Here is a 23,974-nt window from a genome sequence, read left to right on the forward strand (position 1 = left end):
GAAATGACTGTGCTGCCCGCAAACGTCCTGCCTGCCCGAGTTCAAAAATAGGCTCCAATCGGATGGACAACGTCCCATACTTGTTCAGACCCGGCCGCATAGACTATATAACCAAATGTGAGCCATCTGCTAAGTTCCCCGCGCGGTGCGGCGCTTGAGTGACGGCGATCAGCCAGGCAAGGAGGGGTGCAATGTGTGGTATTCTTATGTTGGAATTCTGCTGAATGCGGCCATGCACCGGGGAATACCATATGGAAGAACCGGCCAGGAATCCCTTGCTAATTACGAGGAAGCCGCCCGCATTTACGGTCTGATTCCATGTTACATTCGGCTTCAGGACATCGATATGAACAGTGGACAATGCACAGCCTATGTGCTCAGGAACGGTATTTACAGTCTTGCCCGCATCCCCCTGCCGCATGTCATTCATAATCGTGCCATCTATCTGGATGCAGGTTCGCAACATAAAGTGGAGTCTCTTCTAAGTCGGGGTTACGTTATATTCAACGGCTTCAACCGTTACGGAAAAGATGAAATTCACCAGCTGCTCCAAAAGGATCCACTGCTTTTACTCCATCTGCCGGAAACCAAAAAAGCCACACCCGCTTCCATTGAAGAAATGATGAGGCATTTCGATGATATTATTATCAAGCCCTGCGCCGGAAGCATCGGTCGCGGCATACTGCGGATGCATCATTCCGATTCCGGCTGGAAGCTTACCTATTCGCCGAGCGGGAGGTCCTATGGCTGGAAGACGGTCGCCCTACGACAAAATACGCTCCCTGCCGTTCTTCGAAAACGCCTAGCCGTGGTTCCCTATCTCGTCCAAGAGCGAATTCACTTGGCGGAGCACAGAGACCGTCCCTATGATCTGCGCGTTTCCGTTCAACGGGGAATCAATGGAAGCTGGAGCATTACGGGCATGTACGCCAAGGCAGCTTCCCCGCGCACCTTCGTTTCGAATGTCGCTCAGGGAGGCAGAGCAATGTCTGTCGAAACCGTCCTGAGCGAAAGCCTTCCACATCTGTCCGCCGATTCGATCATAGCCGACGTATCTAAGCTGGCCCTACGTATAGTCGAAATGCTCGAACAGCATCTTCCCAATGCGGCTGATTTCGGTCTGGATATCGGTCTTTCAACAGCAGCGAAGCCTTATTTTATCGAATGCAACGGACGCGACCAGCGTTATGGCTTCTACAAAGCCGGCCTGCAAGAGCTATGGAAGGAAAGTTACCGCCAGCCTATGGCTTACGCCCGTTATTTATTCAATCTCTGACTCTGAGTTTGTACATCAAAGGACCGTCCAACGATTCTTGTCTGGACGGTTTTTTTATTTCATTATCCCACTTTTATAAGAAAAACGTCTATCGACGTACTTTCAAAGAAGACAGACCGCGTTTAGCGGAAGTTTTTCTTGCGATTATAGAATTTATAATTTCTATAATCTTGAACAATAATTATATTTGTTTTAGTATTGACTTTAATTTTATTGAAATTATAATAAATATTATTAAAGTCACATCATGAGGAGGTAGTAAAATGGAAAAGGATAAGATTCCACAATGGGTATTGTCACTGGAAAATGAGGATCTAGCTTTTATTAAAAATTTCATCCTGCATTCGGGTTCTCTCAAAGAAATCGCCAAAATCTACAATGTATCCTATCCAACGGTTCGGTTGCGGCTCGATAAATTAATCCAAAAAATTATGATTGGCGATCAACAAGAGAATGAACCGTTTACGATGTTTATCAGCAAACTGGCTGTCGACTCCAAAATCGACTTGGATACAGCCAAACAAATCATTGAATATTATAAAAAAGAAAAGCAGGGGGAATAGCATCATGTGGATCAAAATAATCTTGTGGATCGTTCTAATCGGATTATTGATTTTAGGGAGATATGCATCAAGCAGGAGTTCATGGGGTTGGGGAGGAATTATCCCCGTCGTTGTATTGATTAGTTCCATCGTTGTATTTATGAATTTCGACTTATCTGTTACATACAAAAATATAGCTCCATATGCCATGTACTTGCTGATCCATCTCATCATATGGGTTGAGGGAAGAACGGCTTACCGGAAGAGACAGCAAAAAGAACTTGATAAAATGAATGCCCTGGATATTCGCTAACAACAGCTTCTTGTCCGTTGGGCTAAAAAATATTCGGCAGTCTTGTCACTTACCTATCGTTATTGCTTAAAACGGTATTCTATGTCAATATATTTCAGAGTGTTTCAAAAACAGCATTTGTCAAAATTCGATTAAGGACCGCATGATTTTCTGCAACTAACAGACGGCTAAGAACGTTAAGCATATAGATCATCATAGCACCATCCGAAGGGAGATTAAGCATGGCAAAAAAAATTCTGAGACTCATGACAGAGCTCTCCTCGAGAAAGTGGCTTTCTTCAATGATGGGACGCTTCTCGCACAGCAGGCTCAGCCGGGGAATTATCCCTGTTTTCATAAAAAACTACCAAATCCCCGCCCATGAAGCGGAGAAAGAACTGCATGAATACCGGACGCTGAACGAGTTTTTCTCACGCCGGCTTAAGCCGGGCATGCGCCCTGTCGAGGAAGGCCCAAACGTGCTGACAAGCCCGGTTGACGCCAAAATTACAGCGATGGGTGACATCAACACGGGGACGATCCTGAACGTTAAGGGACAGGACTACTCCGTGGCGGAGCTGCTGAACTTCTCCCCCCATTTGGAGCTGTACAAGCACGGATATTTCTTCGTGTTATATCTGAGTCCGACAGATTACCACCGCATCCATTCCCCGATTACAGGAGTTCGTACGGAAAGCGAGCATATTAAAGGACGAGCCTATCCGGTGAATGAATTCGGGATGACCCAGATGAAATCGGTGTTATGCCGCAATGAGCGGCTGATTACTTATATCGCCGGCGAATACGGCGAAGTGGCTGTCGTGAAGGTCGGTGCTATGAACGTGAGCAGCATTCGCTACAATAACGAGTCCGTGTCTCGCTTTAAGAACGGCGAGGATTTGGCTTATTTCGAGTTTGGCTCGACCGTTGTGCTGCTGATGCAGGACGGAACCTTTACCCCGCGGTCTGATTTAAAATCCGGCGATCAGGTGAAGATGGGACACCTTCTTGGAACACTTCACTCTCCGCTCTCCGGCACCCAAGGATAACTACGACCGCCCGAGTACGGAAGCCATAATCTTCTGAAATAGACGCCCCGGCAGCGCTGCCTTGGCTCTGATTGTAAGCCGTGTGCTCCTCGGCAGCGCATAACGGAAAGCCGGACGCTTCAAGCAGGCAATATGCGCGACCAGCCTGGCGACCTCCCTGGGGTCGCCTCCTTGCTGTGCGCTTTTTTGCGAGAATGCGAGCACCTTGTCCAGCATCGCCTGATAAGGCAGGCCACTTGTCGTGCTCATTTGGGTAAATCCCTTTTCCCAAATCGGTGTTCCATAAGCCCCCGGCTCCACAATGACCACATCAATGCCAAAAGGCTCGGTTTCTAGCGCGAGACATTCACTAAAGCCTTCCACGGCGAATTTCGAGGAAGCATACGGGCCGTAGCCCGGGAACCCGATCCGGCCGCTGATGCTGCTCATCTGGATGATCCGGCCTTTTCGCCGCTCCCGCATCAAGGGGAGCACAGCCTGCGTCATACGCACCATCCCGTGAAAATTCGTATTCATCTGCTCCAGCCATACCTCGGCAGGTACTTCCTCAATAAAGCCCCCGTATGCCGTACCGGCATTGTTCACAAGTACATCCAAACGACCGAATTGATCCTTGATGTATGCTGCGGCTTGCTTTACATCGCTGTCTTGGGTCACATCCAATTGGACTGTGCGAATTCGGGTATGTACGCCTGCCTGCTCCGCTGTTTCCAGCACCTTTCCGGCCGTTTCCATTCTCCGTATACCTGCAATCACGACGAAACCCCGAAGTGCCAGCTCGATGCATATCAGCAGTCCGAATCCGCTGGAGCTGCCGGTGACCAGAGCAACAGGTTCATCCTGCAATGATCTCATCCTCTTCCCTCCTTACACAGGAATAGCGTTGAATAGAAAAGGCTTCCCGTCTAGGTAATGACGGATCAGCGCCAGACTGTAAGGCTTGCTCTCCCGCAGCTCTGCCGCTTCCCATGGATGCGGGGCATGGAAGCTTTGGTTTTCAATCAGCGATTTGATAAAAAAGGTTTCCAGTTCACGGATGTTGTCAGTATGGGAAGGATGAGGCAGGAGGCTCTCATAGCCCTCTAGAAAGACTTGCCGCTGCCCTGGATACAAGCCGACGAAAGCCTGCGCCAAATCGTATTTATAATAACCGAGACCACAGCGTCCAAAATCGATAGGATAAGGCTCACCGTCTTTGAATACCAGATTCCCATTGTGGAAATCAGCGTGAATCATCCCGAATGATTCCCCATCCCTGCGCATTTCGGACATATGAGCTGTAACTTTGCTAGCTGCCTGCTCGTATAGGCCGAATTCATCCGCTATCAGGAAGCTGTGGTAATGCTTTCTCAGCCTGTCCACTTCCTGTTCGAACAGCTCAGTTGCCCAGGTAGGCCTGTTAAAATCCGCCGGAGGCTGAAAAGCCCGTGCCGCCTGATGAATCTGGGCCAGGAGGATCCCCATTTGCCGGACCTGGCTCTCGCTGAAATTCCCTTCCCAGTGCTCTCCTTCGATCCATCTCAGCACCGACACTTTCCATCTTCGTCCCCGGTCAGTCTCTACCTCGGTCACATAAGAGCCTTCGTGGTTTTTGACTCCTGTCGGCACTGTAAGTCCATGGCTTCCCGATAAATCATCGAGCCATTCCATTTCCGATGAAATTTCCCTAGCTAGCGCCGATCCCGGATGAATACGTAGCAGATAGGAATTGCCCGCTTCATCTTCAATTTTATAAGTCACGTGGTCTGAAACTTGAAGGAAAGAAAGATCCTTTTCATGCAAATCATAGTGCTCAAGCGCAGCCATTAAAGCTGCTTCTGCCTGAACCAGCAGCAGTCTTCGGCTGTCTTCCGTATCTGCGTTAAATGCCTCGTTCATTCGTTAAAGCCTCCTTCTCAACATCTGTATTGTGGCTGTAATGGTAGAATAACATATTTGGTGCAAGTAGGATCGATTTTGCGCCATAGCGTCTTTCGCATATAACTATCTAAAAATATAAAAAGCAGACACGGCTTTTCTGTACCCGTGCTGCCTTTGTATAAAGTATTTATAAATTTTAGCGGATTTCTGAAGGCTTCTTCCCTGTATACTGCTTAAACTGCCTGCTGAAGAAAAAGATGTCGCGGTACCCTAGTGCATCCGCCACTTCCGTCACGTTCATGCCCGCATGCAGCAGCAGGTGCTGGGCGCGCTCGATCCTTGCCCGGATAATATAGGACTGCACCGGCGTTCCGATCAGTTCCTTGAACTTGATGGAAAAATAACGCGGCGACAGACCGGCACGGGCCGCCAGATCCTCAACCCGGTGAGGCTTGCCGGGATGCTGCTGAACATAGTTCGCAATTTCGTTGATAGCCTCGGTCAGCTGGTTGCTCACCTTCTTCTCCTCCGGCTGTTCGCGATCATGCCGCAGCAAATGAATCATAAGCTGCTTCAGAATCAGCTGGCCTTCTTCCCTAGCAGCAAATGTATTAACAAGAAACAGCCTGACGTATCTGGCAAGCATGTATTCAAAATCAACAGTGTCCGTCAAACGACGGTAAGGCAGCGGTACCTCGCTCACTGGTTCGGATATTCTGAAGTGGCTGTATGTAAGTACCAGCGGCTTCTGCGGATTGTGGGTCGCGCTTGTGTGGTCACCGGGCCTGAACAAAAAGCAGCTGCCCTTGCCGACCTCAAAGGACTCCTCATTGCGAATGACCGTCCCTTCTCCACTCCAAACATAAAATAGATCATAGTTTTCTAGCGCCTTCTCGCGCTTTTGCCATTTCCACCCCGGCTCGCATACAATCTTCGCAAGTGAAGGCAGTATTTGAAAAGAAGATGGCGACGCATGCAGCATGTCGTCATTCCCCCTTTTTTTTATAAATTCAACATTTATAATACTCTTTCACGACAAATTTTGCACATCCCTCCATGCGGCGGCCATTCTGCGGATCCCTTCAATCATTTGATCCTCTTCCAGGTGGGCAAAGCCAAAGCACGCTGCAGGGGGACCTTCATCCAGCCGGTACACCCGAGCATCCCGGAAGCTGATCCCCCTCCGATGTACGGCTTCACAGAAGGCAGCGTATTCCCCTGGCGATCTTCGCCACTCCGCGTAGACATGCAGCCCAGCGTCGCCCGGCATCATTTCAAATAGATCACCAGTCATCTCCTTCATCAGGGCCGTAAAATGCCGATACCTTGCCCCGTAAACCCGAGTCAAACGCCGCAAATGCCTCATATACCCTCCTTTGGCCATAAATCTGGCAAGCGCCCGCTGCTCCAATACCCCTGGAGACATCGGATCATACAGCGATTTGGCCCGCACGGTAGCTGCCACCAGTCCTTCCGGCAGGACCGCGTAACCCAGCCTGAGTCCCGTGAACATGGTTTGAGAGAAGGAACCGATATAGATCACCCGTTCCTCGGTATCCAGCGCCTTAAGCGGCTCGATCGGCCTGCCACCAAATCGGAATTCACTGTCATAATCATCCTCAATAATGACCGCATTATGCCGCTGTGCCCAGTCCAGAAGCTGGCGACGCCGCTCAAGGCTGAGCACCGCTCCCGTCGGATATTGACGGCTTGGAGTTACGAAGAGAATTCCTGCATCCCAGTCCTCCGGCTGGACTCCTTGACGGTCAACAGCTGCCGGAATGATTTCCCCCCCACATGCCTTGATGGCTCTGTGGATCCCGTGAAAGCCCGGATTCTCCACCACAGCCGTTTCCCCATCATTCATGAGCAGCTGGAACAGCAGCACGATCCCCTGCATCGAGCCGCTAAACAGAACGATATGCTCTGGCCTGGCCATAATGCCGCGTGTAATACGCAAATGGGAGGCGATCGCCTCGCGCAGCTGCCAATCTCCTTCTGGGGGAGCTTTCTGCTGCAAACTAGTGCCTTTGCGGCCTCCGGCATAGGACAGAGCGCTCCGCCACTCCTTATACGGGAAACGGTCCATGCCTAGCGGCTGATTAATAAAGCTGATTTCCGTCCGCTCCACCGGATCTGCAGAAGTCTGCGGCAGCTGGAGCAGCCGCTCGCCCCAGTCCGAGAGCTTCACGGGTGTATCCTTGATTTGCCCGATTGGCAGAGGCGAATAGCCTGCATGCGTGACAAAGGTTCCCCTGCCTGCTTCCGCATGCACATAACCTTCCGCCAGCAGCATGTCATAGCTCTGAGCCACCGCTCCCCGGGATAATCCGTATTGCTCTGCGAGCTCACGGGTCGAAGGCAGCTTCGTGCCCCCAGGAACACGCCCGTCCTGGATCGCTTCTCTCAAGGCATGATACATCGCCAAATACTTGAAGCGGTATTTATCGAGATAAGCTTCCATATGGAGCGTCAGTTCCATGTCCTACTGCCCCTTTCTCTGCATAAATTGGACTATAAATTTTAATCTAAATTGGATCTTTTTCCTTGTCAATGTCTCCGTTATGCTGTCAACAACACATAAACAGAAGTGGGGGGGAACCTAAAGTGAGAAGAAAGGAATTCAGCATTGACGAAGAACAGGAAATCCATGAGTTTTTATTCGGCATGAGCTTTGGCTTTCTCGGTACCATCGGAGAAGACGGACGTCCTCGTGTCACTCCCTTGAATTATGTGTATGATAAAGGAATTTTCTATTTCCACGGCAGCCGGATTGGCGAGAAGATGGAGCATATCAAAGCCTATCCTTACGTCAGCTTCAGCGTCGCTGATGAGTATGCCGTGATCCCATCCTATTTTACCGATCCAAGCCTCGCCTGTCCGGCGACTTCCTTCTTCAAAAGCGTAACAGCAAGCGGCCGTGCCGAAGTGGTCCAAGATCTGGAGGAGAAAGCTGCTGCCTTTACCCTTCTTATGAAGAAGCTGCAACCGGAAGGGGGTTATGATAAGGTCGATGCTTCTAATCCGGTGTACGCCTCGAGGCTCCGCAATGTAGCCGTGGTCAAAATCGTAACGGACCATATCAGCGCCAAATTCAAATTTGGCCAGAACCTGACTGAGGGCAAGCGTGAACAGGTCCTGTGCGGGCTCGAAGCCCGCGGCGCAAAGAGAGATGCGGAAACCGCGCAGCATGTACGAAACAGCATCCCCATCAGCCGAAATAGGAAATCGGACAAGGACGCCGAGGCTGCCAAATACGATGATTGAGCCACTTTTTTTTCAGTGGCAAAAAGCTCCTTTTCCGTGACGGTTTCAGCTTCAAGTGATATAATGTTAGGCAGTTAAAACGGAAAACCTTACATGAGGATTTTACAAAAAAGTCCTGACATTACAACCGACTTGGAAGGATGGAAGAAATGTTAAACCCACTTGCTGAACAACTGAACGAAGGCGTTAAAACCGGCAACCCGCATGTGTATGACATGCTGTCCACGCTGGGCAAGGAAATCTATTTTCCAAAGGAAGGCATTTTGAGCCAGTCTGCAGAAGCCTCCGGACATGCCAAAAAGTACAATGCCACAATCGGTATTGCAACTGAAGGCGGCATCCCGATGCATCTAGACGTGATTCAAAGCAAGCTTTCCGCTTTCCAGCCGAAGGATCTGTACCCGTACGCTCCGCCTGCAGGCAAGCCTGAGCTCCGGACCGCTTGGCTTGCCAAGATGAGAGAGGAGAACCCTTCCCTGCGCGAAAAATCCCTGAGCAGCCCGATCGTCACCAACGCGCTGACACATGGCCTGAGTGTGGTTGCAGACCTGTTCGTCAATGAAGGGGACGCTGTCATTTACCCCGATAAAAACTGGGAGAACTACGAGCTGACTTTCGGCATCCGCCGTCATGCGGAAATCGTAAACTACCCGCTTTTCACTGATGAAATGACGTTTAACAGCCAGGGTCTTCGCGAAGCACTGCTCGCCCAAAAGGACAAAGGCAAAGCAATCGTCATCCTCAACTTCCCGAATAACCCTACTGGCTACACGCCGGGCCTAACGGAAGGCAATGAGATTGTCGCTGCCATCAAAGAAGCTGCGGAAGCCGGCATCAACGTCGTTGTGGTAACGGATGACGCCTATTTCGGACTGTTCTTTGAAGACTCCTTGAAGGAATCCCTGTTCGGCAAGCTGGCGGACCTCCATCCGCGGGTGCTCGCTGTCAAAGTCGACGGCGCTACCAAAGAAGAATTCGTATGGGGCTTCCGCGTCGGCTTCATCACCTATGCTTCTGAAAGCAAGGAAGTGCTGCATGCACTCGAGCAAAAAACACTTGGCATTATCCGCGCTACCATTTCGAGCGGCGCCCATCCTTCCCAAACTTTCGTGCTCGAAGCGCTTAAATCGCCTGAGTTCCTAGCACAGAAGGAAGAGAAATTCCAGATCATGAAGGGCCGTGCCAACAAGGTTAAGGCTCTGCTCGACAGCGGGAAATACAACGACGTGTGGGAATATTATCCTTTTAACTCCGGTTATTTCATGTGCCTGAAGCTGAAGGATGTATCCGCCGAAGAGCTGCGCACGCATATCCTATATCAATATGGAGTCGGAACAATCGCGCTTGGAGAGCATGATCTTCGCGTTGCCTTCTCCTGCATCGAGGAAGAATATTTGGAAGAACTCTTTGATCTGGTGTATCAGGGCATTCAGGATCTGAAGAATAAATAGTAAGAAATGCCTGTAATCATATATCATTGATTTTTTCGAAGGAACGGGTGATTGCCCAAGCACAGTCTTTCCCCTAGACATAAGATACGGTGTAACAAAAACAATCCATTGCAAAGGGGAATGAACAATGAGCGAAGAAGTAAGAGGCGCATACGGTGGATACGGTTGTTGCCACCATCATCATGGATTATTCACTAACACTGGTGCAATCCTGGTTCTCTTCATCCTCCTGGTTATCATCACTCGTTCTTTCTGGATTTGATGAACCCTCAGGTAGCGCGTATCAGTTGAAATCTAAAAAGCAGAAGGCCGGGCCATCCCGGTCTTCTGCTTTTTATATATGCATGCGTATACGATGCATCATATCTACTCGTCGTCATCATCGATTGTTTTCTTCCGCCCCGCAAAGTAGCGGAACAGCAGGCAGAGAATGACACCGCCCGCCAGCGTCATGAATACGGAACCCAGTTGGGCTACACCCGCTTCCAGCAGCGGAAGCCACATCAGCACCGCAAACAGCAGCTGGATCTGAAAAGCTAGTCCGATCGCATTTATGCGGCGGCTTCCGGGCGGGATCGGATATACATGCAGCCAAAATGATTCGCTGTGATAACGCAGAAGCGAAGTCAGCTGCACGCCTACCACGAAAACAAAGAACAAATAAATGCCGATGCCAAGCATACCACTCCGGTTCCACCAGACGAGGAGCGCTCCAAGAATGCCTGCCCGCAGTACGATGCCAAGTATGTCGCTTCGCACAAAACTTTTCATCAGAAGATACCGATAAGCAGTTTGCGGTTTCCATGGGGTACGGTTGCCGGCCCAGGAGAGCCATTTTCTCGAATAAATGCGCTGCTGTCTTCCTGATACGCTGACGAACCAACCCAGAATCATTAGAACGCGGCCGCTCTGTATCTTCTCCTGCGCAATCAATCTTTCCCATGCCACAAGATGCTTGGCGGGAATGCGCAAAGCCGCGAAGTAAGTGGCTGCAAGCAGCACCATAAAGATCACGCTTCTTCCTGCCGGCTGCCACAGCCATGCGGCCAAGAAGAGCGCCAGAATGACGTAACGAAGAAAACGGTAAGCCATTGATGCACGCCGTGATACCATTCGGAGCTCTTTCCAGCAGCCGTAGCTAGCCAGCAGCTTCAGCGCGATCAATACGAGCAGGAATAGCCAAAAGTTTTTGGGATGCTCATCGCTGCGGACATAAAGCGGCCATGAAATCAAAAATACGAGAGCAAGCCCCAGCAGCTTATATACCACACCGCTGATCCAGCTTGCGTTAAAATAACGATTCATGTTGGATTCCTGTGGAAGCAGGAATACGATGTCCGCCGGCTGCAGATACGTTCTGAAGCTGCTATTCACCGTCAGCGGGACGAATATGATCAGCATGATCCAGCGGATGGGAAGACCTGTGGGAATATGCTGAACCAGCGAAGTGTACCAAGCCGCAAATGCGATGAGCATAAACAACAGCAGAACAGCCACTCCACTCTGAATGACATAGCCGATATATGGCAGCACTTCTTTTCCCCAAAACCGGCTGCGGCGTTCAGCCCTAAGCTTCGTCAGATCCATCATCAATCCCTGCCTTGCACAAGGGTATAGAACATATCTTCCAGTCCAGCCCCATTAGTACCTGCCTGTACGGCGATATCCTGCAGCGTTCCCTGGGCAATCACTTTCCCCTGGTGCAGCACGATAAATCGGTCACAGTAATTCTCAATGGTGGACAGGATGTGGGAGCTCAGCAAAATGGAAGAACCGCCTTCCTTCAATTCCACCATGAAATCCAGCAGGGAGCGAATGCCAAGCGGATCTAGCCCCAGAAATGGCTCGTCAATAATATAGAGCGAGGGCCTGGCCACAAACGCGCACATAATCATCACCTTCTGGCGCATCCCTTTGGACAAATGCGTTGAAAGGCTGTCCATCTTGTCCTGCATCCGGAAAATCCGCGCCAGCCTGTCGGCACGCTCTTCATAATCTCCGCGCGTGACATTGTAAGCTCTTGCGGTAAATTCCAAATGCTCCCGAACGGTCATTTCTTCATATAAAAGCGGTGATTCCGGAACAAAAGCAAGTGAACCGTGATAGGTTTCGGAATCCTCTTCCCTCTTCTTGCCCTGTACCCGGATTTCCCCTTTCTGGGGATTCATCAGACCGAGAATATGCTTCATGGTTGTACTTTTTCCCGCGCCGTTCAGGCCAATCAGTCCGACCATTTCGCCGGGATTCACCTGAAAGGAAATATCGTGCAGCACAGGGCGGTTCAAGCTATAACCCCCGCTTAAACCCTGTATATCCAGCACCGTATTGCCGTTCATTGCCTCACCTCCATGAAATCCGTAATTCGCCCTTACCCTTAAGGACGTTTCTTATCTTTAAGCCACTTCGGAGCGCCTTTGTTCTTCCGTTCCCGCTCCCGTTCGCTGCGGCTCTGACGTTCCGACGGCTTGCCTCCGCGGAATGGCTCGTTCTTGGTCTTAGCCGGTCCGGCTGTTCTGAGGCTCTCTTCCTTGTTTGGACGGCTCTTTATCGAGCCTTTCGTCGAGCCACCTTCCACTGAAACGGATGCCTTGGCACCCTGCTCTGTACCTTCAGGCTTCCGCCGTGCCGGCTGCCCCTGCATCTTGGATGCCGCTTTTGGCTCCAGTACCTTGCCGCCGTACAGTCTGCGCTCTTCCAGTGAGATGCCGAGCTCCTTCGCAAACTTGTTCATGATAAAAATCTGCCGGTTCGTCACCAGTGATATGACGAGGCCGCTCCGTCCCATCCGTCCAGTACGGCCAGCCCGGTGAACATAATGCTCGGAATCGAGTGCGGGATCATAATTCACAACCATCTCGAGACCTTCAATGTCCAGGCCGCGGGCCGCAACGTCGCTGGCAACCAGTACCTTGAACTTGCCGCTCCGGAAGGCACTCAGCACCCGGCTTCTGATAAGCTTATCCGCATCCGCATACAGAGCATCAGCCGACAATCCCATGTAATTCAGCTTCGACTGCACTTCTGCAATCGTTTCCGTCTGGTTGACGAAAACTATGGTCTTCTTTGGATTATAATGACGGATCACTCTGCGCAGGTTTTCCATCTTATCCCGCTCGTCGCCGGCAAAATAAAAATGCTCCAGCCCCTTCGCTGTCGACTGGTCTGGATCGATGCCGATCTCCACCGGACCTCGCATTTCCCGTTTGACCAGCGCAGCCGTCTCCTGACTAACCGTCGCCGACAAGAAGACCAGCTGCCGATCACGCAGGGCGCTGCGGAGAATCCGGTCTACGTCGCCTGCTCCGCCAAGCTGGAATACCTGATCCACTTCGTCCACGACAATCGTACCCACGTTATGCATTTTCAGCTTGCGGGCCTCGATGAGCTCCCGAACTCTGCCCGGTGTTCCCACGATAAGCTGCGGATGCAGCTTCAGCTTCTCCACCTGGCGTTTGAGGGCAGCCCCACCGATCAGGCCAAGTACCTGAATGCCTCTCGTTTGTCCATATTTTTCGCCTTCTCTGACGATCTGCATCGCCAGCTCCTGCGTCGGTGCAATCACCAGCTTTTGCGGCGAATTCAGTTCGGCGTTTATGCTTTGCAGTATAGGCAGCAGATAGGCAAGCGTCTTCCCTGTTCCTGTCTGCGAGCGGGCCAGTACGTCCGCTCCTTTCAAAATAGCCGGAATGGCCTCCGCTTGTACGGGGCTTGGCTCCGTAATTCCGTATTCCGACAGGCCGTCGACCAGAGACTGCTCGATGCCTAGCGCTGTAAATGAAGTTGTCATTCTATTCCATCCTTTATATAAGAGGTACTTTTTGAATATCACTTTAAGTCATTACTATTCATTATATGATAAAAGAGCCGCCGCACCAAAAATTAATTCAAAAAAACCGAATCAGCCGCTTTCTGCGCAACAAAAAACCGGCTCATCTGGAGCCGGGCTGTTATTTTTTATTCATCATCCGGTATGTAATTTTGTCCGAAAGGCGCGGAAACAGCTGGTATAAACGCATAGCTGCAGCCGCTTTTAACGGGAGGTTCAGCTCTTCCCTGCCTGTCTTCATGAGCTGGACAATTCTGCGTGCTACATGCTCAGGCTTCATCATCAGCCACTTCACATTGCTCACATAACCGCCCGATGGATCCGCGATATCAAAAAAAGGCGTATCGATCGGTCCTGGATTAACGGTAGACACGGTAATTCCCGTCTTCCTCAGCTCCTGGCGCAGGGCGTTGCTGAAACCAAGCACCGCATGCTTGGTTGCCGTATAGGCCGTCGATTTTGCCGTACCAATCTTACCTGCCATGGAAGCAATATTCACAATCTGACCGCTCTGGCGTTTAAGCATATGAGGCAGCACAGCCTTCGTGCAGCGTACGGTACCCATATAATTGACTTCCATCATACGCTGAAATTCATCTGCGGGCATATCCACCGCGTTCTCGAACTTTCCGTAACCTGCATTGTTCAGCAAGATATCAATCCGGCCGTAGGCCTGAATGACTTCGTCCATCATCTGCTTCACCTGGTCATCCTGGGTCACATCCACCACTTTGATTTCATGTTTGCCGGCTATTCTGCCCGAGGCATCGGCCAGCTTGCCTTGCGAGCGCGCTGCCAGAATCGGAACCGCTCCCTCGCCGCTAAGCATCTGGGCGGTCAGCAGGCCGATTCCGCTTGATGCTCCCGTGATAACAACCACTTTATTCTTGAGCATGATTTCATTTCCTCCCAAGGGACGCGCTAGTATTCCCATCACCTGGGCTGCACGTATCGATACCCCTATTTTAATATATTGGAAGGAAAACTTCGAGAAAATGCTTCCTATTATGAAATCATAACCTGAATATCCAGTTCTCCGATACCATCCATTAAGAGAGGGATACTGAGCGCCTTTTGTGGAAGGAAAGATGTGACCTGTTCGCTTTTCACAACTTTAGGCGGCGTAATGTCGACGTTTACTCCCCGATTGGACAATATGGTGCTTGCGTTGCCACTGATCATGTTGCCAAGCTCCGAAATGGCGCTTTGACCCATCTCGTCCATCTCGGTAAGCACATAACCTCCCATCATGACGGATACCATCCGCAAAGCAACATGCTCATGAATGCCGAATATTACATTTCCGCTCAATTGTCCGGTCATTCCGATTTGTATCCATATATGGTCCTGAATTAACTCTACATTCTTGATTCCCAGGCTTCCTGTCGAAGGCGATACCTGGATGACCTGCTCAATCACAAGCCGTGCGGATTCCAGAAAAGGATTGATAACCTCCGCTTTCATTGCTAATAATCACCCCTTACACCGTAAATTTGCAATACACGCTCCAAAAGTCCCATTTCTCTTTGAGACAATTATACGTTAAAGCCTTAAATAAATCACCAATAATTCACAATCGGTTTTTGAACAAAGGGCATAAATACCCTAATAAACGATTCTTTTTTCCTATTTAGGAAGACGAGAATACAAAAACCTGATAAATATATCGGTACTTTAGTTATAAATTTGAATACCATGACATTTTTTGTAGAATCTATTTTTAAATTATTTTCGCACATTTTCTTTATCACACTAAAGCACGCAGCTTCCATTGCCGTGACTTTCCGAATCCCATATAATTAAAGGATATATATATGCTCGAAACTCTGTTGCACGGGAACAAACAAGGTCTAAGGAGGAACTGCATGAACATCAGTCAACTGGAGACACTGATTACTATCTCAAAGACAATGAGTTTCCGCAAAGCCGGGGAACTGCTTAATTTGACCCAGCCTGCCGTATCCGCCCAAATCAAGAGCCTGGAGGACGAGTTCAAAACCGTTCTGGTCGACAGGAGCCAACCGGTTACACTGACCGACCGCGGAGAGGTGTTTCTCGAACATGCCGAACGGATTCTAACCGTTGTAGAGGAGCTCAAACAGCGTTTGTCCGATTTGGAGCATATTCCTCAGGGACATATCGTCCTTGGCACAACGACCTCCATTGCCATTCAAATTTTACCCAGAGTGCTCTCCTATTTTCAGAATCAGTTTCCACTCATTAAAACCTCGATCCAATCCATGGCTTCTTCACAAATTTACACGAGTGTGGAAAATGGACAAATCGATGTTGGAATCGGTTATTTAATAGAGCGCAACCCCAATTTAATGACATCGGTGCTTTATTATGATACTTTCGAGCTTATCGTCTCGCCGCGCCACCCGCTTGCCAAAAAAACGACGGTTTCCATGGATGTGCTGCAGGATATGCCTCTGATTCTGCTATCGCAGGATACCGTCGGAAGACGCTTTTCGGATGATATTTTCAAGAAGCATGGCGTTGCTCCTAACGTTGTCATGGAGCTGTCCAGCAGCGAAGAAATCAAGCGTATGGTCGAAATCGACCTCGGCGCCGCCATTATGTCCAAGCAATCGGTTGCAAGCGAACTCCGCCACGGCACGCTCAAAATCATTCAGCTAAGGGAACTTGAAGTCAGTCATCCGGTTGGCTTGATATACAAATCCGGTAAATACCTCAATTCAGCCATGCAGCAGTTTTTGAGCGACCTCAAAGGTATGCCGGAAAACCAGTTCATCAGCTCTGAATAAAATGCACATCCATACCTGAGGGAAGGAGACTTTATTATGAAATTTGATATGCATACCCACCATTTCCGCTGCGGACACGCGGACGGTAACATCCGTGATTATATTGAAGCCGGCATCGCAGCAGGTCTACAGGTAATCGGCATATCTGACCATACTCCTTATTTCGGGGAAAAAGAAGATCAAGCCTTTCCGCGTATTGCGATGGGCAAGTCCGAGCTCGTCCGCTACGTTCAGGAAGTCCTCGAGCTAAAAAAAGAATACGAAGGCAAAATCGACGTTCTGCTCGGCATCGAATCCGATTATTTTCCCGATCATGTGGAAGCCTACCGCAAGGTTCTAACGCAACATCCTTTTGATTACATCATCGGTTCGGTACACAGCGTCGGCGGAGTCAGCATTTTCAACAAAAACCGCTGGAAGAGCTTGAACGAGAAGCAGCATATCGAGGTGAAAGAGGATTATTACCGGCTTATTCAGGATTCGGCCCGGAGCGGCATGTTTCAAATCCTGGGGCATATCGACGCCATGAAGGGAAACTATCCCTCATTCTCTGGTATCATGACTGAACGTATTCTCGATGAAACGCTTCAGGTTATCGCTGAGAACGGCATCGCGATCGAAATCAACACGTCAGGGAAAACAAAGCTGAGCGGCGGATGGTATCCGTCGGATGCCATTCTCGAGCGGGCATTTCATTTTGGCGTAGACGTTACATTCGGCTCCGATGCGCATAAACCGGAACGCGTGGCGGATGAGTTCAATCAGGTCGCTGAGCGGCTGAAGACAATCGGTTTTACCGAATGGGTATATTATAAAAACAAACAAAAGCACGGCGTACCGCTGTAGGACGTTTCATACACAAAAAAAAATGGACCCGTCACGTGCGGGTCCTAAAGCATCATTTATATTTTCAAAAAGGGGGTCATGTAATAAGTGTACCCGGTCTCTGTTAGAGGCGCATAACAGCAATATTTCAATTGTGTTACAAAACTTACCTCTTTCGTTACAAGCTTCTTTGGACTTCCTTTTGAGCCAGTCCCTTCTCCTTAACAGAACGGCTAGAACGATTAACGATCACGATACCGGCCACCACAAGTACAAGCGAGAACACAATCCAGGCAGATACCCTTTCATCCAGCAGCACCGACGACAGCAGTACACCGAATACAGGAATCAAGAACAGATATAATGACACCTTGCCAACGGCGTTGTATTTCATGACTGTATTCCATAACGCAAAGCCCGCTGCCGACAGGACGGATAAATAAGCAAGCAGCAGCCATCCCTTCGCATCAAAGTGAAACGGCGCAAAGCCGCTCCGGACCGCTCCTACGACCAAAAGACCCAAACCTCCGACCAGCATCTGCTTACCTGTCAAGGCAATAACCGATTCATTCGCGCTTTCTTTGCGGAAAAGCACGTTGCCGAATCCGCCGAATGCTGCCGATGCCAGCAGAAGCAGTGAACCGAGACCAAAATGGAACTGAACCCCCTGCTGGCCGAAGCCCATGACCAGGATGCCCAGAAATCCAAGCAGCATACCAAACCATTTCGCCGGGCTGAGGCCCTCTGTCTTGTCCATCATCCTTGCCGACAGAATTTGAAACAGCGATGTGGAGCCGACCAGTATAGAGCTCTCAATCCCTGAACTGAAGCTAAGTCCCGCATACAGCACAAGATACTGCATAAAGGTTTGAACAAATCCTAGCCGGACAAGACGCGGCACCGAAAGTGGCTTTCTGCCACTGCCGCGGGTCTGCCCCATCAGCATGGCCAGAATAATCAGAATAAGTCCTGCAAGCACGAAACGGTAGCCTGCAAATACCCATTCACCAAATACGTTTTTTGAATCAATTTGAAAATGCTGATAGCTGATCTTAATGACCGGCAGCGCGCTTCCCCAGAGCAATGTAGCTCCTACGGAACTGATCAGTATGCCTGCCGGATGTCTAAACCATGTTTCTGCCTTCACCTTGTTGTCCTAATCTCCCTTCAATGCTTACCATCATTCTCAGCGCCTGCACTATTTTGGGCCAGAAATTGTTGATCTGTAAGACTGTATATTTTCATCTCTAGCGGTGCTGCGAAAAACATTCTCTTCTGGTTTAACGTGCGTTCCAGCACCATACCGTTTTTTTGCATAACGCGTTCCGAAGCGGAATTCACGGCATGACACCTGCCTTCTACACGCTGCAAATGAAGCTCACTGAACGCATAACGCAGCAGGAGGCCCAGAGCCTCGGTGGCCAGCCCCTGATGCCAGTAGCTGCGGTCCAGCATGTAACCGATCATGGCATCACGGCGTTCTTGCCTTATGTTTTGTAGGGACACGACCCCAATCGGACCTTCCGTTTCCGGCAGCCAGATGCCGTAATGTATCGAATCCGGACGTCTTGTATTCAGCAGCTCAGCCGCAACGCGGCGCGACTTGGAGAAGCTGAAGAAGGACCCCTGTGTAACATATTTCATGACAATTGGGTCGGATAGCATGGCCAGAAGGCTGGGGGCATCCTTTTTCTCAATCTGCTCCAGTCTTAAACGTTTACCTGCCAGCACCGGCGAAAATTGAAATCGTTCTGTGAACATCCCCATCCCACTCCTTCTCTTCCTAAGACACGATAGGCCAGATCGTCCATGCGACAAGCTAGGAACTGCCTGCTCTCAGCGTAAAAATAGTAAGTTCCGGCTTGCACAGGAATCGTATCGGCAAATGGGTTTCTCCAATACCCCGGCTCACATACAATGGCATGCGGCGGTCACCGATCGCATAAGCTCCCATAATATACTTTTTCGACCCCGGCGGCGTAAGCAGCGCTCCCAGAAAAGGAAGCCGCACCTGCCCTCCATGGCTGTGTCCAGAGAACTGCAAATCAAACGGGTAATTCACTGCAATATCGGCATAATCCGGCTCATGCATCATGAGCAGAGTGAATAAGCCCTCAGGAACCCCATGCAAGCCTCTTTCCGGATCTGGCCAGCCCATAATCTGGTCGTCCAGACCGACGACAGCTATGGACTCTCCCTGACGCTTCACCAGCGTATGCTCATTTCGCAGCACCCTAAAGCCTGCGGTTGTCAGCATGTCAGTGACCTGATCCGGATGAACCAGATAATCATGATTACCGAGAATCGCAAACTTCCCGAGATCCGTGCGCATGGAGGCTAGCAGCGGAAGATAATCCGGCAGGGAATCCGTACCTGAATCTACGATATCCCCGGTGAACAGAATCATATTGGGGGATTCACCTTCAATTGCTTTTGCCAACTGTTCAATATCGCTTTCGCGTGAATGAAATCCCAGATGCAGATCGCTGAACTGCGCTATCACTAGGCCGTCAAATAGGGCCGGAAGCCTTGGACATCGAAGCGTTAAACGAGTCACGTCAAGCTGCCTTGGTTCCCACAACCAGGCATATCCCCCCGTAATCATGCCGGCACCCATAACGGCCGCTCCGCAGCGCTTCAAAAACGCCCTTCGCGTCATCTTGCCGGACTTCGGGCTGTTTTTCATTTGCCGGAAACTCCCTGTATAATAGAAATTATAAAAACTGTTCGAAATTACTTGCACTCTGCTGAGAACTTAATATTTTCTATTATCTTAGAATGATTAAAAAAGGATGAAGCTCTATGTATAACGATACCATGGCAGCCCTTATTCAGAAACAAAAAGATTTCTACAGAAGCGGCGTTACCCGTCCTTATGAATACCGCCTGCGCCAGCTGAAAAAGCTCAAAGAGGCGCTGGTCGCTTACGAGAAGCAGATCATCGAGGCTTTACGGAAGGATCTGAATAAAAGCGAATTTGAGGCATATTCTACGGAAATTGGAATGGTCTATGAAGAATTATCCTTTACGATCAAGCATTTGCGCAGCTGGATGGTTCCTAAAAAGGTCAAGACAGCGCTGACGCACTTCGGAAGCAAGGGACGGATTATTCCCGAACCTTATGGCACTACCCTCATTATAGCCCCTTGGAATTATCCTTACCAGCTGGCAATATCTCCACTGATCGGCGCTTTGGCCGCAGGCAACACTGCGGTCATGAAGCCGTCGGAGCTCACCCCCGCCATGTCATCGCTGCTCGCGGAGATTCTTGGCGGCATTTTCGAGGCGGAATACGTGGCTGTCGTAGAAGGCGGTCCCGAAGTAAGCCAGGCATTGCTGGCCGCGCCGGTGGACTATATCTTTTTCACAGGCAGCGTTAACGTCGGTAAAATCGTCATGCAGGCAGCCGCCAAACAGCTTATACCGCTCACCTTAGAGCTCGGCGGCAAGAGTCCCTGCATCGTTCACTCCGATGCCCCGCTGAAGCTTACCGCACAGCGCATCGTCTTCGGCAAGTTCACCAATGCCGGGCAAACCTGCATCGCTCCCGACTATCTCCTTGTGCATCACAGCGTAAAAAAAGAGCTGGTTGCCTACATCAAGGAAGCCATTCAAGAGTTTTACGGCAAGGACCCGTTAGTAAATCCATCGTATGGGCGGATTGTATCCGAAAAGCATTTTCAAAGACTGACTTCGTTTCTGCAAAACGGAAGCATTGTCTCCGGCGGACATACTGCGCCCGATCACCTGACCATCGAGCCTACGCTACTGGATCAGGTCACGTGGGATATGCCAGTCATGCAGGAAGAAATCTTCGGACCTATACTGCCGATCATCGAATATGACCGCATTCAGGACGCCGTGGATATGATCAACGATCGTCCGAAGCCGCTTGCGCTCTATTTGTTCACACGCGAGCCCGAAATCGAGGAAATGGTTGTCGAAAGCGTTCCATACGGTGGCGGCTGCATCAATGATACCCTTATGCATATTGCTACGCCTTACTTGCCTTTTGGCGGTGTCGGCGAAAGCGGGATGGGCGCATACCATGGACAGGGGAGCTTCGACACCTTTTCGCATTACAAAAGCGTCCTGAAGCAGACTAATCTTTTCGATTTCAAATTCCGATACCCTTCATCCAAAAACGGCTTGAAATATCTGCGCAAGCTGCTGAAGCCGTAGGAGTTACGGCAGCTTCATAACCAGATTTGAATTTACGAAAATAAAAAGCCTCCGCTCTGCAGCTTGATACTGCGTTGCCGGAGGCTCATTTATGTTCAGGCTTGGCGTTACACGTTAAGCCATTTTTTGAACAGATGCTTGGTGGTTTGCTTGTTGATCTCCGCAATGGAAGTTGTCAGCGGAATTCCTTTCGGACAGGAACGCACGCAGTTCTGCGAGTTGCCGCAGCCCTCAATGCCGCCGTCATCCATCAGGGCATCCAGACGCTCTTCGGAGTTCATTTCACCCGTAGGATGAGCATTGAACAGACGGACCTGAGAAATTGCCGCAGGACCGATAAAATCGGACTTTTCATTCACGTTCGGGCAAGCTTCGAGACATACGCCACAAGTCATGCACTTGGACAGCTCATAAGCCCATTGACGTTTTTTCTCCGCCATGCGCGGTCCAGGACCGAGATCGTACGTACCATCGATCGGAACCCATGCCTTGACGCGCTTCAGTGCATTAAACATCCGGCTGCGGTCGATGACAAGGTCACGGACAACCGGGAATGTTCTCATCGGCTGCACGCGGATCGGCTGTTCCAATTTATCAACCAGTGCGGCACAAGCCTGGCGTGGCTTGCCGTTGATGACCATGGAGCAGGCACCGCAGACCTCCTCGAGACAGTTTGATTCCCAACATACCGGGGCTACTTTTTCGCCCTTGTTGTTCAGCGGGTTGCGCTGAATTTCCATCAGGGCGCTGATTACGTTCATACCCGGGCGATAAGGAAGCTCGAATTCCTCAACATAAGATGCAGAGTCCGGGCTGTCCTGACGGGTAATAATAAACTTCACTGTTTTGGTTGAAGCAGTTTGTTCCGCCATGTCAAATCCCCCTTCTTACTTCTCTTTGGAATAGTCGCGGATCCGTGGAGGGATCAACGAAACGTCAACCGGCTCATAAGAGATTTCTGGACCATCCGGCGTCCAAGTCGCTTTGGTGGTTTTCAGGAACTCTTCATCATTGCGGTCCGGGAATTCCGGTTTGTAATGGGCACCGCGGCTTTCATTGCGCAGCAGTGCTCCAAGCGTCATGGCTTCCGCAAGCTCAAGCATGTTCCACAATTGACGTGTAAAAGATGCTCCAGGGTTGTTCCAGCGCGACTTATCGTTGATGTTGATGTTCTTATAGCGCTGCTTCATGTCTTTGATCTTGCCGATGGTCTGTTCCAATCTATCGTTATAACGGACAACCGTCATGTTGGCGTTCATCATTTCGCCCAGCTCTTTATGCAGTCCATAGGCGTTTTCGTTGCCGTCCATCTTAAGGATGTTTTCGTATTTGTCATCCTGCTGCTTTTTGTATCTGTCGAACACGGTGGACGATACGTCTGCAGCGGATTTTTTAAGTCCTTTGATATATTCAACCGCTTTAGGACCGGCTACCATACCGCCATAGATGGCAGATACAAGCGAGTTGGCTCCCAGACGGTTCGCGCCATGGTATTGATAATCACATTCGCCGGCAGCGAACAAGCCTGGAATATTGGTCATTTGGTTGTAATCGACCCACATGCCGCCCATGGAATAGTGCACGGCTGGGAAGATTTTCATCGGAATTTTACGAGGGTCATCGCCTACGAATTTCTCGTAGATTTCGATGATGCCGCCAAGCTTAACGTCGAGTTCCTTCGGATCTTTATGGGACAAATCGAGATAAACCGTGTTTTCGCCGTTAACGCCGAGCCCTTGGTTTACGCACACGTCAAAGATCTCGCGGGTAGCGATATCCCGTGGAACAAGGTTTCCGTAAGCCGGATATTTTTCCTCCAGGAAGTACCAAGGCTTGCCGTCTTTATAAGTCCAGATCCGTCCGCCTTCACCACGAGCGGATTCGGACATCAGGCGCAGCTTGTCATCCCCTGGAATAGCCGTCGGGTGAATTTGAATGAATTCGCCGTTGGCATAATGAACACCCTGCTGATACACGGCGCTTGCAGCTGTGCCCGTGTTAATAACGGAGTTGGTCGTTCTGCCGAAGATGATGCCAGGGCCGCCACTTGCAAGGATAACCGCATCGGCAGTAAACGTATGGATTTCCATCGTACGCAAATCCTGTGCACAAATGCCGCGGCATACACCATCGTCATCGATAACGGCGGACAAGAATTCCCAATTCTCATGTTTCGTTACAAGTCCTGCTGCCTCATGACGACGAACCTGCTCATCCAGCGCATACAGCAGCTGCTGACCGGTGGTTGCACCTGCATACGCCGTACGGTGATGCTTTGTACCACCGAAGCGGCGGAAATCAAGCAAACCTTCCGGAGTCCGGTTGAACATAACGCCCATACGGTCCATCAGGTGGATGATGCCAGGTGCCGCATCGCACATCGCTTTAACCGGAGGCTGATTGGCGAGGAAGTCGCCGCCGTACACGGTATCGTCAAAGTGGATCCAAGGGGAGTCGCCTTCACCTTTTGTGTTAACGGCTCCGTTAATTCCGCCCTGTGCACATACGGAGTGCGATCTTTTTACAGGGACCAAAGAAAATAAGTGAACATGGACGCCGGCTTCTGCTGATTTGATGGTAGCCATCAGGCCAGCCAGACCGCCGCCCACGATAATGATGTTATTTGTTGCCATTCA

At 50.2% G+C, this 23,974-nt stretch carries 24 protein-coding genes; 10 read left to right on the top strand and 14 right to left on the bottom strand.

The genetic code is table 11. From position 1 onward, the window contains the following. Nucleotides 1-193 precede the first annotated feature (193 nt). The 4 genes from MUG84_RS19450 to asd all read left to right on the top strand — a co-directional run bounded on the left by MUG84_RS19450 (nucleotide 194) and on the right by asd (nucleotide 3,159). Complete coding sequence (locus tag MUG84_RS19450; protein WP_244727891.1) at nucleotides 194-1,276, top strand: YheC/YheD family endospore coat-associated protein; 1,083 nt, start codon at nucleotides 194-196, stop codon at nucleotides 1,274-1,276. Nucleotides 1,277-1,539: 263 nt separating this feature from the next. Next, nucleotides 1,540-1,839, top strand: coding sequence for a DUF2089 family protein (locus tag MUG84_RS19455; protein ID WP_244727893.1), 300 nt, complete (start codon nucleotides 1,540-1,542; stop codon nucleotides 1,837-1,839). 4 nt (nucleotides 1,840-1,843) lie between these two features. After that, nucleotides 1,844-2,131, top strand: a complete 288-nt coding sequence (locus MUG84_RS19460) for a hypothetical protein (RefSeq protein ID WP_244727895.1) — start codon at nucleotides 1,844-1,846, stop codon at nucleotides 2,129-2,131. 221 nt (nucleotides 2,132-2,352) lie between these two features. Then, nucleotides 2,353-3,159 carry an archaetidylserine decarboxylase gene (gene asd, locus MUG84_RS19465; RefSeq protein ID WP_244727897.1) on the top strand — a complete coding sequence of 269 codons (807 nt, stop codon included), beginning with the start codon at nucleotides 2,353-2,355 and terminating at the stop codon, nucleotides 3,157-3,159. Here the strand turns inward: asd and MUG84_RS19470 are convergent, their stop codons facing one another. The 4 genes from MUG84_RS19470 to pdxR all read right to left on the bottom strand — a co-directional run bounded on the left by MUG84_RS19470 (nucleotide 3,160) and on the right by pdxR (nucleotide 7,501). Next, nucleotides 3,160-4,014: an SDR family oxidoreductase gene (locus MUG84_RS19470; RefSeq protein ID WP_244727899.1), complete on the bottom strand. Its 855-nt coding sequence runs from the start codon at nucleotides 4,012-4,014 to the stop codon at nucleotides 3,160-3,162. Between the two features lie 12 nt (nucleotides 4,015-4,026). Then, nucleotides 4,027-5,037 carry a phosphotransferase enzyme family protein gene (locus MUG84_RS19475; RefSeq protein ID WP_244727902.1) on the bottom strand — a complete coding sequence of 337 codons (1,011 nt, stop codon included), beginning with the start codon at nucleotides 5,035-5,037 and terminating at the stop codon, nucleotides 4,027-4,029. Between the two features lie 178 nt (nucleotides 5,038-5,215). Then, a complete protein-coding gene (locus tag MUG84_RS19480; protein ID WP_244727904.1) occupies nucleotides 5,216-6,001 on the bottom strand; it encodes an AraC family transcriptional regulator in 786 nt (261 codons plus the stop codon). 48 nt (nucleotides 6,002-6,049) lie between these two features. Beyond that, nucleotides 6,050-7,501 carry a MocR-like pyridoxine biosynthesis transcription factor PdxR gene (pdxR, locus tag MUG84_RS19485; RefSeq protein WP_244727906.1) on the bottom strand — a complete coding sequence of 484 codons (1,452 nt, stop codon included), beginning with the start codon at nucleotides 7,499-7,501 and terminating at the stop codon, nucleotides 6,050-6,052. A gap of 125 nt (nucleotides 7,502-7,626) precedes the next feature. Here pdxR and MUG84_RS19490 point away from each other — a divergent pair, with 125 nt between their 5' ends. The 3 genes from MUG84_RS19490 (at nucleotide 7,627) to MUG84_RS19500 (ending at nucleotide 9,999) form a co-directional block, all read left to right on the top strand. Continuing rightward, nucleotides 7,627-8,286, top strand: a complete 660-nt coding sequence (locus MUG84_RS19490) for a pyridoxamine 5'-phosphate oxidase family protein (protein WP_244727909.1) — start codon at nucleotides 7,627-7,629, stop codon at nucleotides 8,284-8,286. A 149-nt stretch (nucleotides 8,287-8,435) separates the two neighbouring features. Then, the gene (locus MUG84_RS19495; RefSeq protein WP_244727911.1) at nucleotides 8,436-9,737 is read left to right on the top strand and encodes an aminotransferase class I/II-fold pyridoxal phosphate-dependent enzyme; all 1,302 of its coding nucleotides are present in this window, start codon (nucleotides 8,436-8,438) and stop codon (nucleotides 9,735-9,737) included. A gap of 127 nt (nucleotides 9,738-9,864) precedes the next feature. After that, on the top strand, nucleotides 9,865-9,999 hold the full coding sequence (locus MUG84_RS19500; RefSeq protein ID WP_244727914.1) for a YjcZ family sporulation protein: 135 nt from the start codon (nucleotides 9,865-9,867) through the stop codon (nucleotides 9,997-9,999). Between the two features lie 104 nt (nucleotides 10,000-10,103). Here MUG84_RS19500 and MUG84_RS19505 read toward each other — a convergent pair whose 3' ends face one another. The 5 genes from MUG84_RS19505 to MUG84_RS19525 all read right to left on the bottom strand — a co-directional run bounded on the left by MUG84_RS19505 (nucleotide 10,104) and on the right by MUG84_RS19525 (nucleotide 15,027). Further along, nucleotides 10,104-11,324 (bottom strand): ABC transporter permease, encoded by a 1,221-nt coding sequence (locus MUG84_RS19505; protein WP_244728242.1) that lies wholly within the window; start codon nucleotides 11,322-11,324, stop codon nucleotides 10,104-10,106. A gap of 2 nt (nucleotides 11,325-11,326) precedes the next feature. Next, nucleotides 11,327-12,073 carry an ABC transporter ATP-binding protein gene (locus MUG84_RS19510; protein ID WP_244727916.1) on the bottom strand — a complete coding sequence of 249 codons (747 nt, stop codon included), beginning with the start codon at nucleotides 12,071-12,073 and terminating at the stop codon, nucleotides 11,327-11,329. Nucleotides 12,074-12,111: 38 nt separating this feature from the next. Further along, nucleotides 12,112-13,524: a DEAD/DEAH box helicase gene (locus tag MUG84_RS19515; protein ID WP_244727918.1), complete on the bottom strand. Its 1,413-nt coding sequence runs from the start codon at nucleotides 13,522-13,524 to the stop codon at nucleotides 12,112-12,114. A gap of 160 nt (nucleotides 13,525-13,684) precedes the next feature. After that, on the bottom strand, nucleotides 13,685-14,458 hold the full coding sequence (locus tag MUG84_RS19520) for an SDR family NAD(P)-dependent oxidoreductase (protein WP_244727921.1): 774 nt from the start codon (nucleotides 14,456-14,458) through the stop codon (nucleotides 13,685-13,687). Nucleotides 14,459-14,568: 110 nt separating this feature from the next. Continuing rightward, nucleotides 14,569-15,027, bottom strand: coding sequence for a chemotaxis protein CheX (locus MUG84_RS19525; protein WP_244727923.1), 459 nt, complete (start codon nucleotides 15,025-15,027; stop codon nucleotides 14,569-14,571). Nucleotides 15,028-15,428: 401 nt separating this feature from the next. Between MUG84_RS19525 and MUG84_RS19530 the strand changes: the two genes are divergently transcribed. Beyond that, on the top strand, nucleotides 15,429-16,331 hold the full coding sequence (locus tag MUG84_RS19530) for a LysR family transcriptional regulator (RefSeq protein ID WP_244727925.1): 903 nt from the start codon (nucleotides 15,429-15,431) through the stop codon (nucleotides 16,329-16,331). Between the two features lie 36 nt (nucleotides 16,332-16,367). After that, a complete protein-coding gene (locus MUG84_RS19535) occupies nucleotides 16,368-17,177 on the top strand; it encodes a histidinol-phosphatase (protein ID WP_244727927.1) in 810 nt (269 codons plus the stop codon). Between the two features lie 157 nt (nucleotides 17,178-17,334). Here the strand turns inward: MUG84_RS19535 and MUG84_RS19540 are convergent, their stop codons facing one another. Genes MUG84_RS19540 through MUG84_RS19550 form a run of 3 tightly spaced genes read right to left on the bottom strand, consistent with a single transcriptional unit; the run spans nucleotide 17,335 to nucleotide 19,842 of the window. Continuing rightward, nucleotides 17,335-18,303 (bottom strand): DMT family transporter, encoded by a 969-nt coding sequence (locus MUG84_RS19540; RefSeq protein WP_244727929.1) that lies wholly within the window; start codon nucleotides 18,301-18,303, stop codon nucleotides 17,335-17,337. A gap of 20 nt (nucleotides 18,304-18,323) precedes the next feature. Continuing rightward, nucleotides 18,324-18,917 (bottom strand): GNAT family N-acetyltransferase, encoded by a 594-nt coding sequence (locus MUG84_RS19545; RefSeq protein WP_244727931.1) that lies wholly within the window; start codon nucleotides 18,915-18,917, stop codon nucleotides 18,324-18,326. A 58-nt stretch (nucleotides 18,918-18,975) separates the two neighbouring features. Continuing rightward, nucleotides 18,976-19,842, bottom strand: coding sequence for a metallophosphoesterase (locus tag MUG84_RS19550; RefSeq protein WP_244727933.1), 867 nt, complete (start codon nucleotides 19,840-19,842; stop codon nucleotides 18,976-18,978). Between the two features lie 116 nt (nucleotides 19,843-19,958). On the opposite strand from MUG84_RS19550, the gene MUG84_RS19555 reads away from it, so the two are divergent. After that, nucleotides 19,959-21,338 carry an aldehyde dehydrogenase gene (locus MUG84_RS19555; RefSeq protein ID WP_244727935.1) on the top strand — a complete coding sequence of 460 codons (1,380 nt, stop codon included), beginning with the start codon at nucleotides 19,959-19,961 and terminating at the stop codon, nucleotides 21,336-21,338. A 107-nt stretch (nucleotides 21,339-21,445) separates the two neighbouring features. On the opposite strand, the gene sdhB is transcribed toward MUG84_RS19555, so the two are convergent. Further along, a complete protein-coding gene (gene sdhB / locus MUG84_RS19560; protein ID WP_244727937.1) occupies nucleotides 21,446-22,210 on the bottom strand; it encodes a succinate dehydrogenase iron-sulfur subunit in 765 nt (254 codons plus the stop codon). A 15-nt stretch (nucleotides 22,211-22,225) separates the two neighbouring features. Further along, entirely contained in the window at nucleotides 22,226-23,971 is a 1,746-nt protein-coding gene (gene sdhA, locus MUG84_RS19565) for a succinate dehydrogenase flavoprotein subunit (RefSeq protein ID WP_244727939.1), read from the bottom strand. Nucleotides 23,972-23,974 lie beyond the last annotated feature (3 nt).

This window comes from Paenibacillus mangrovi, from assembly GCF_022898935.1.
Classification (GTDB): Bacteria; Bacillota; Bacilli; order Paenibacillales; family Paenibacillaceae; genus Paenibacillus_AQ; species Paenibacillus_AQ mangrovi.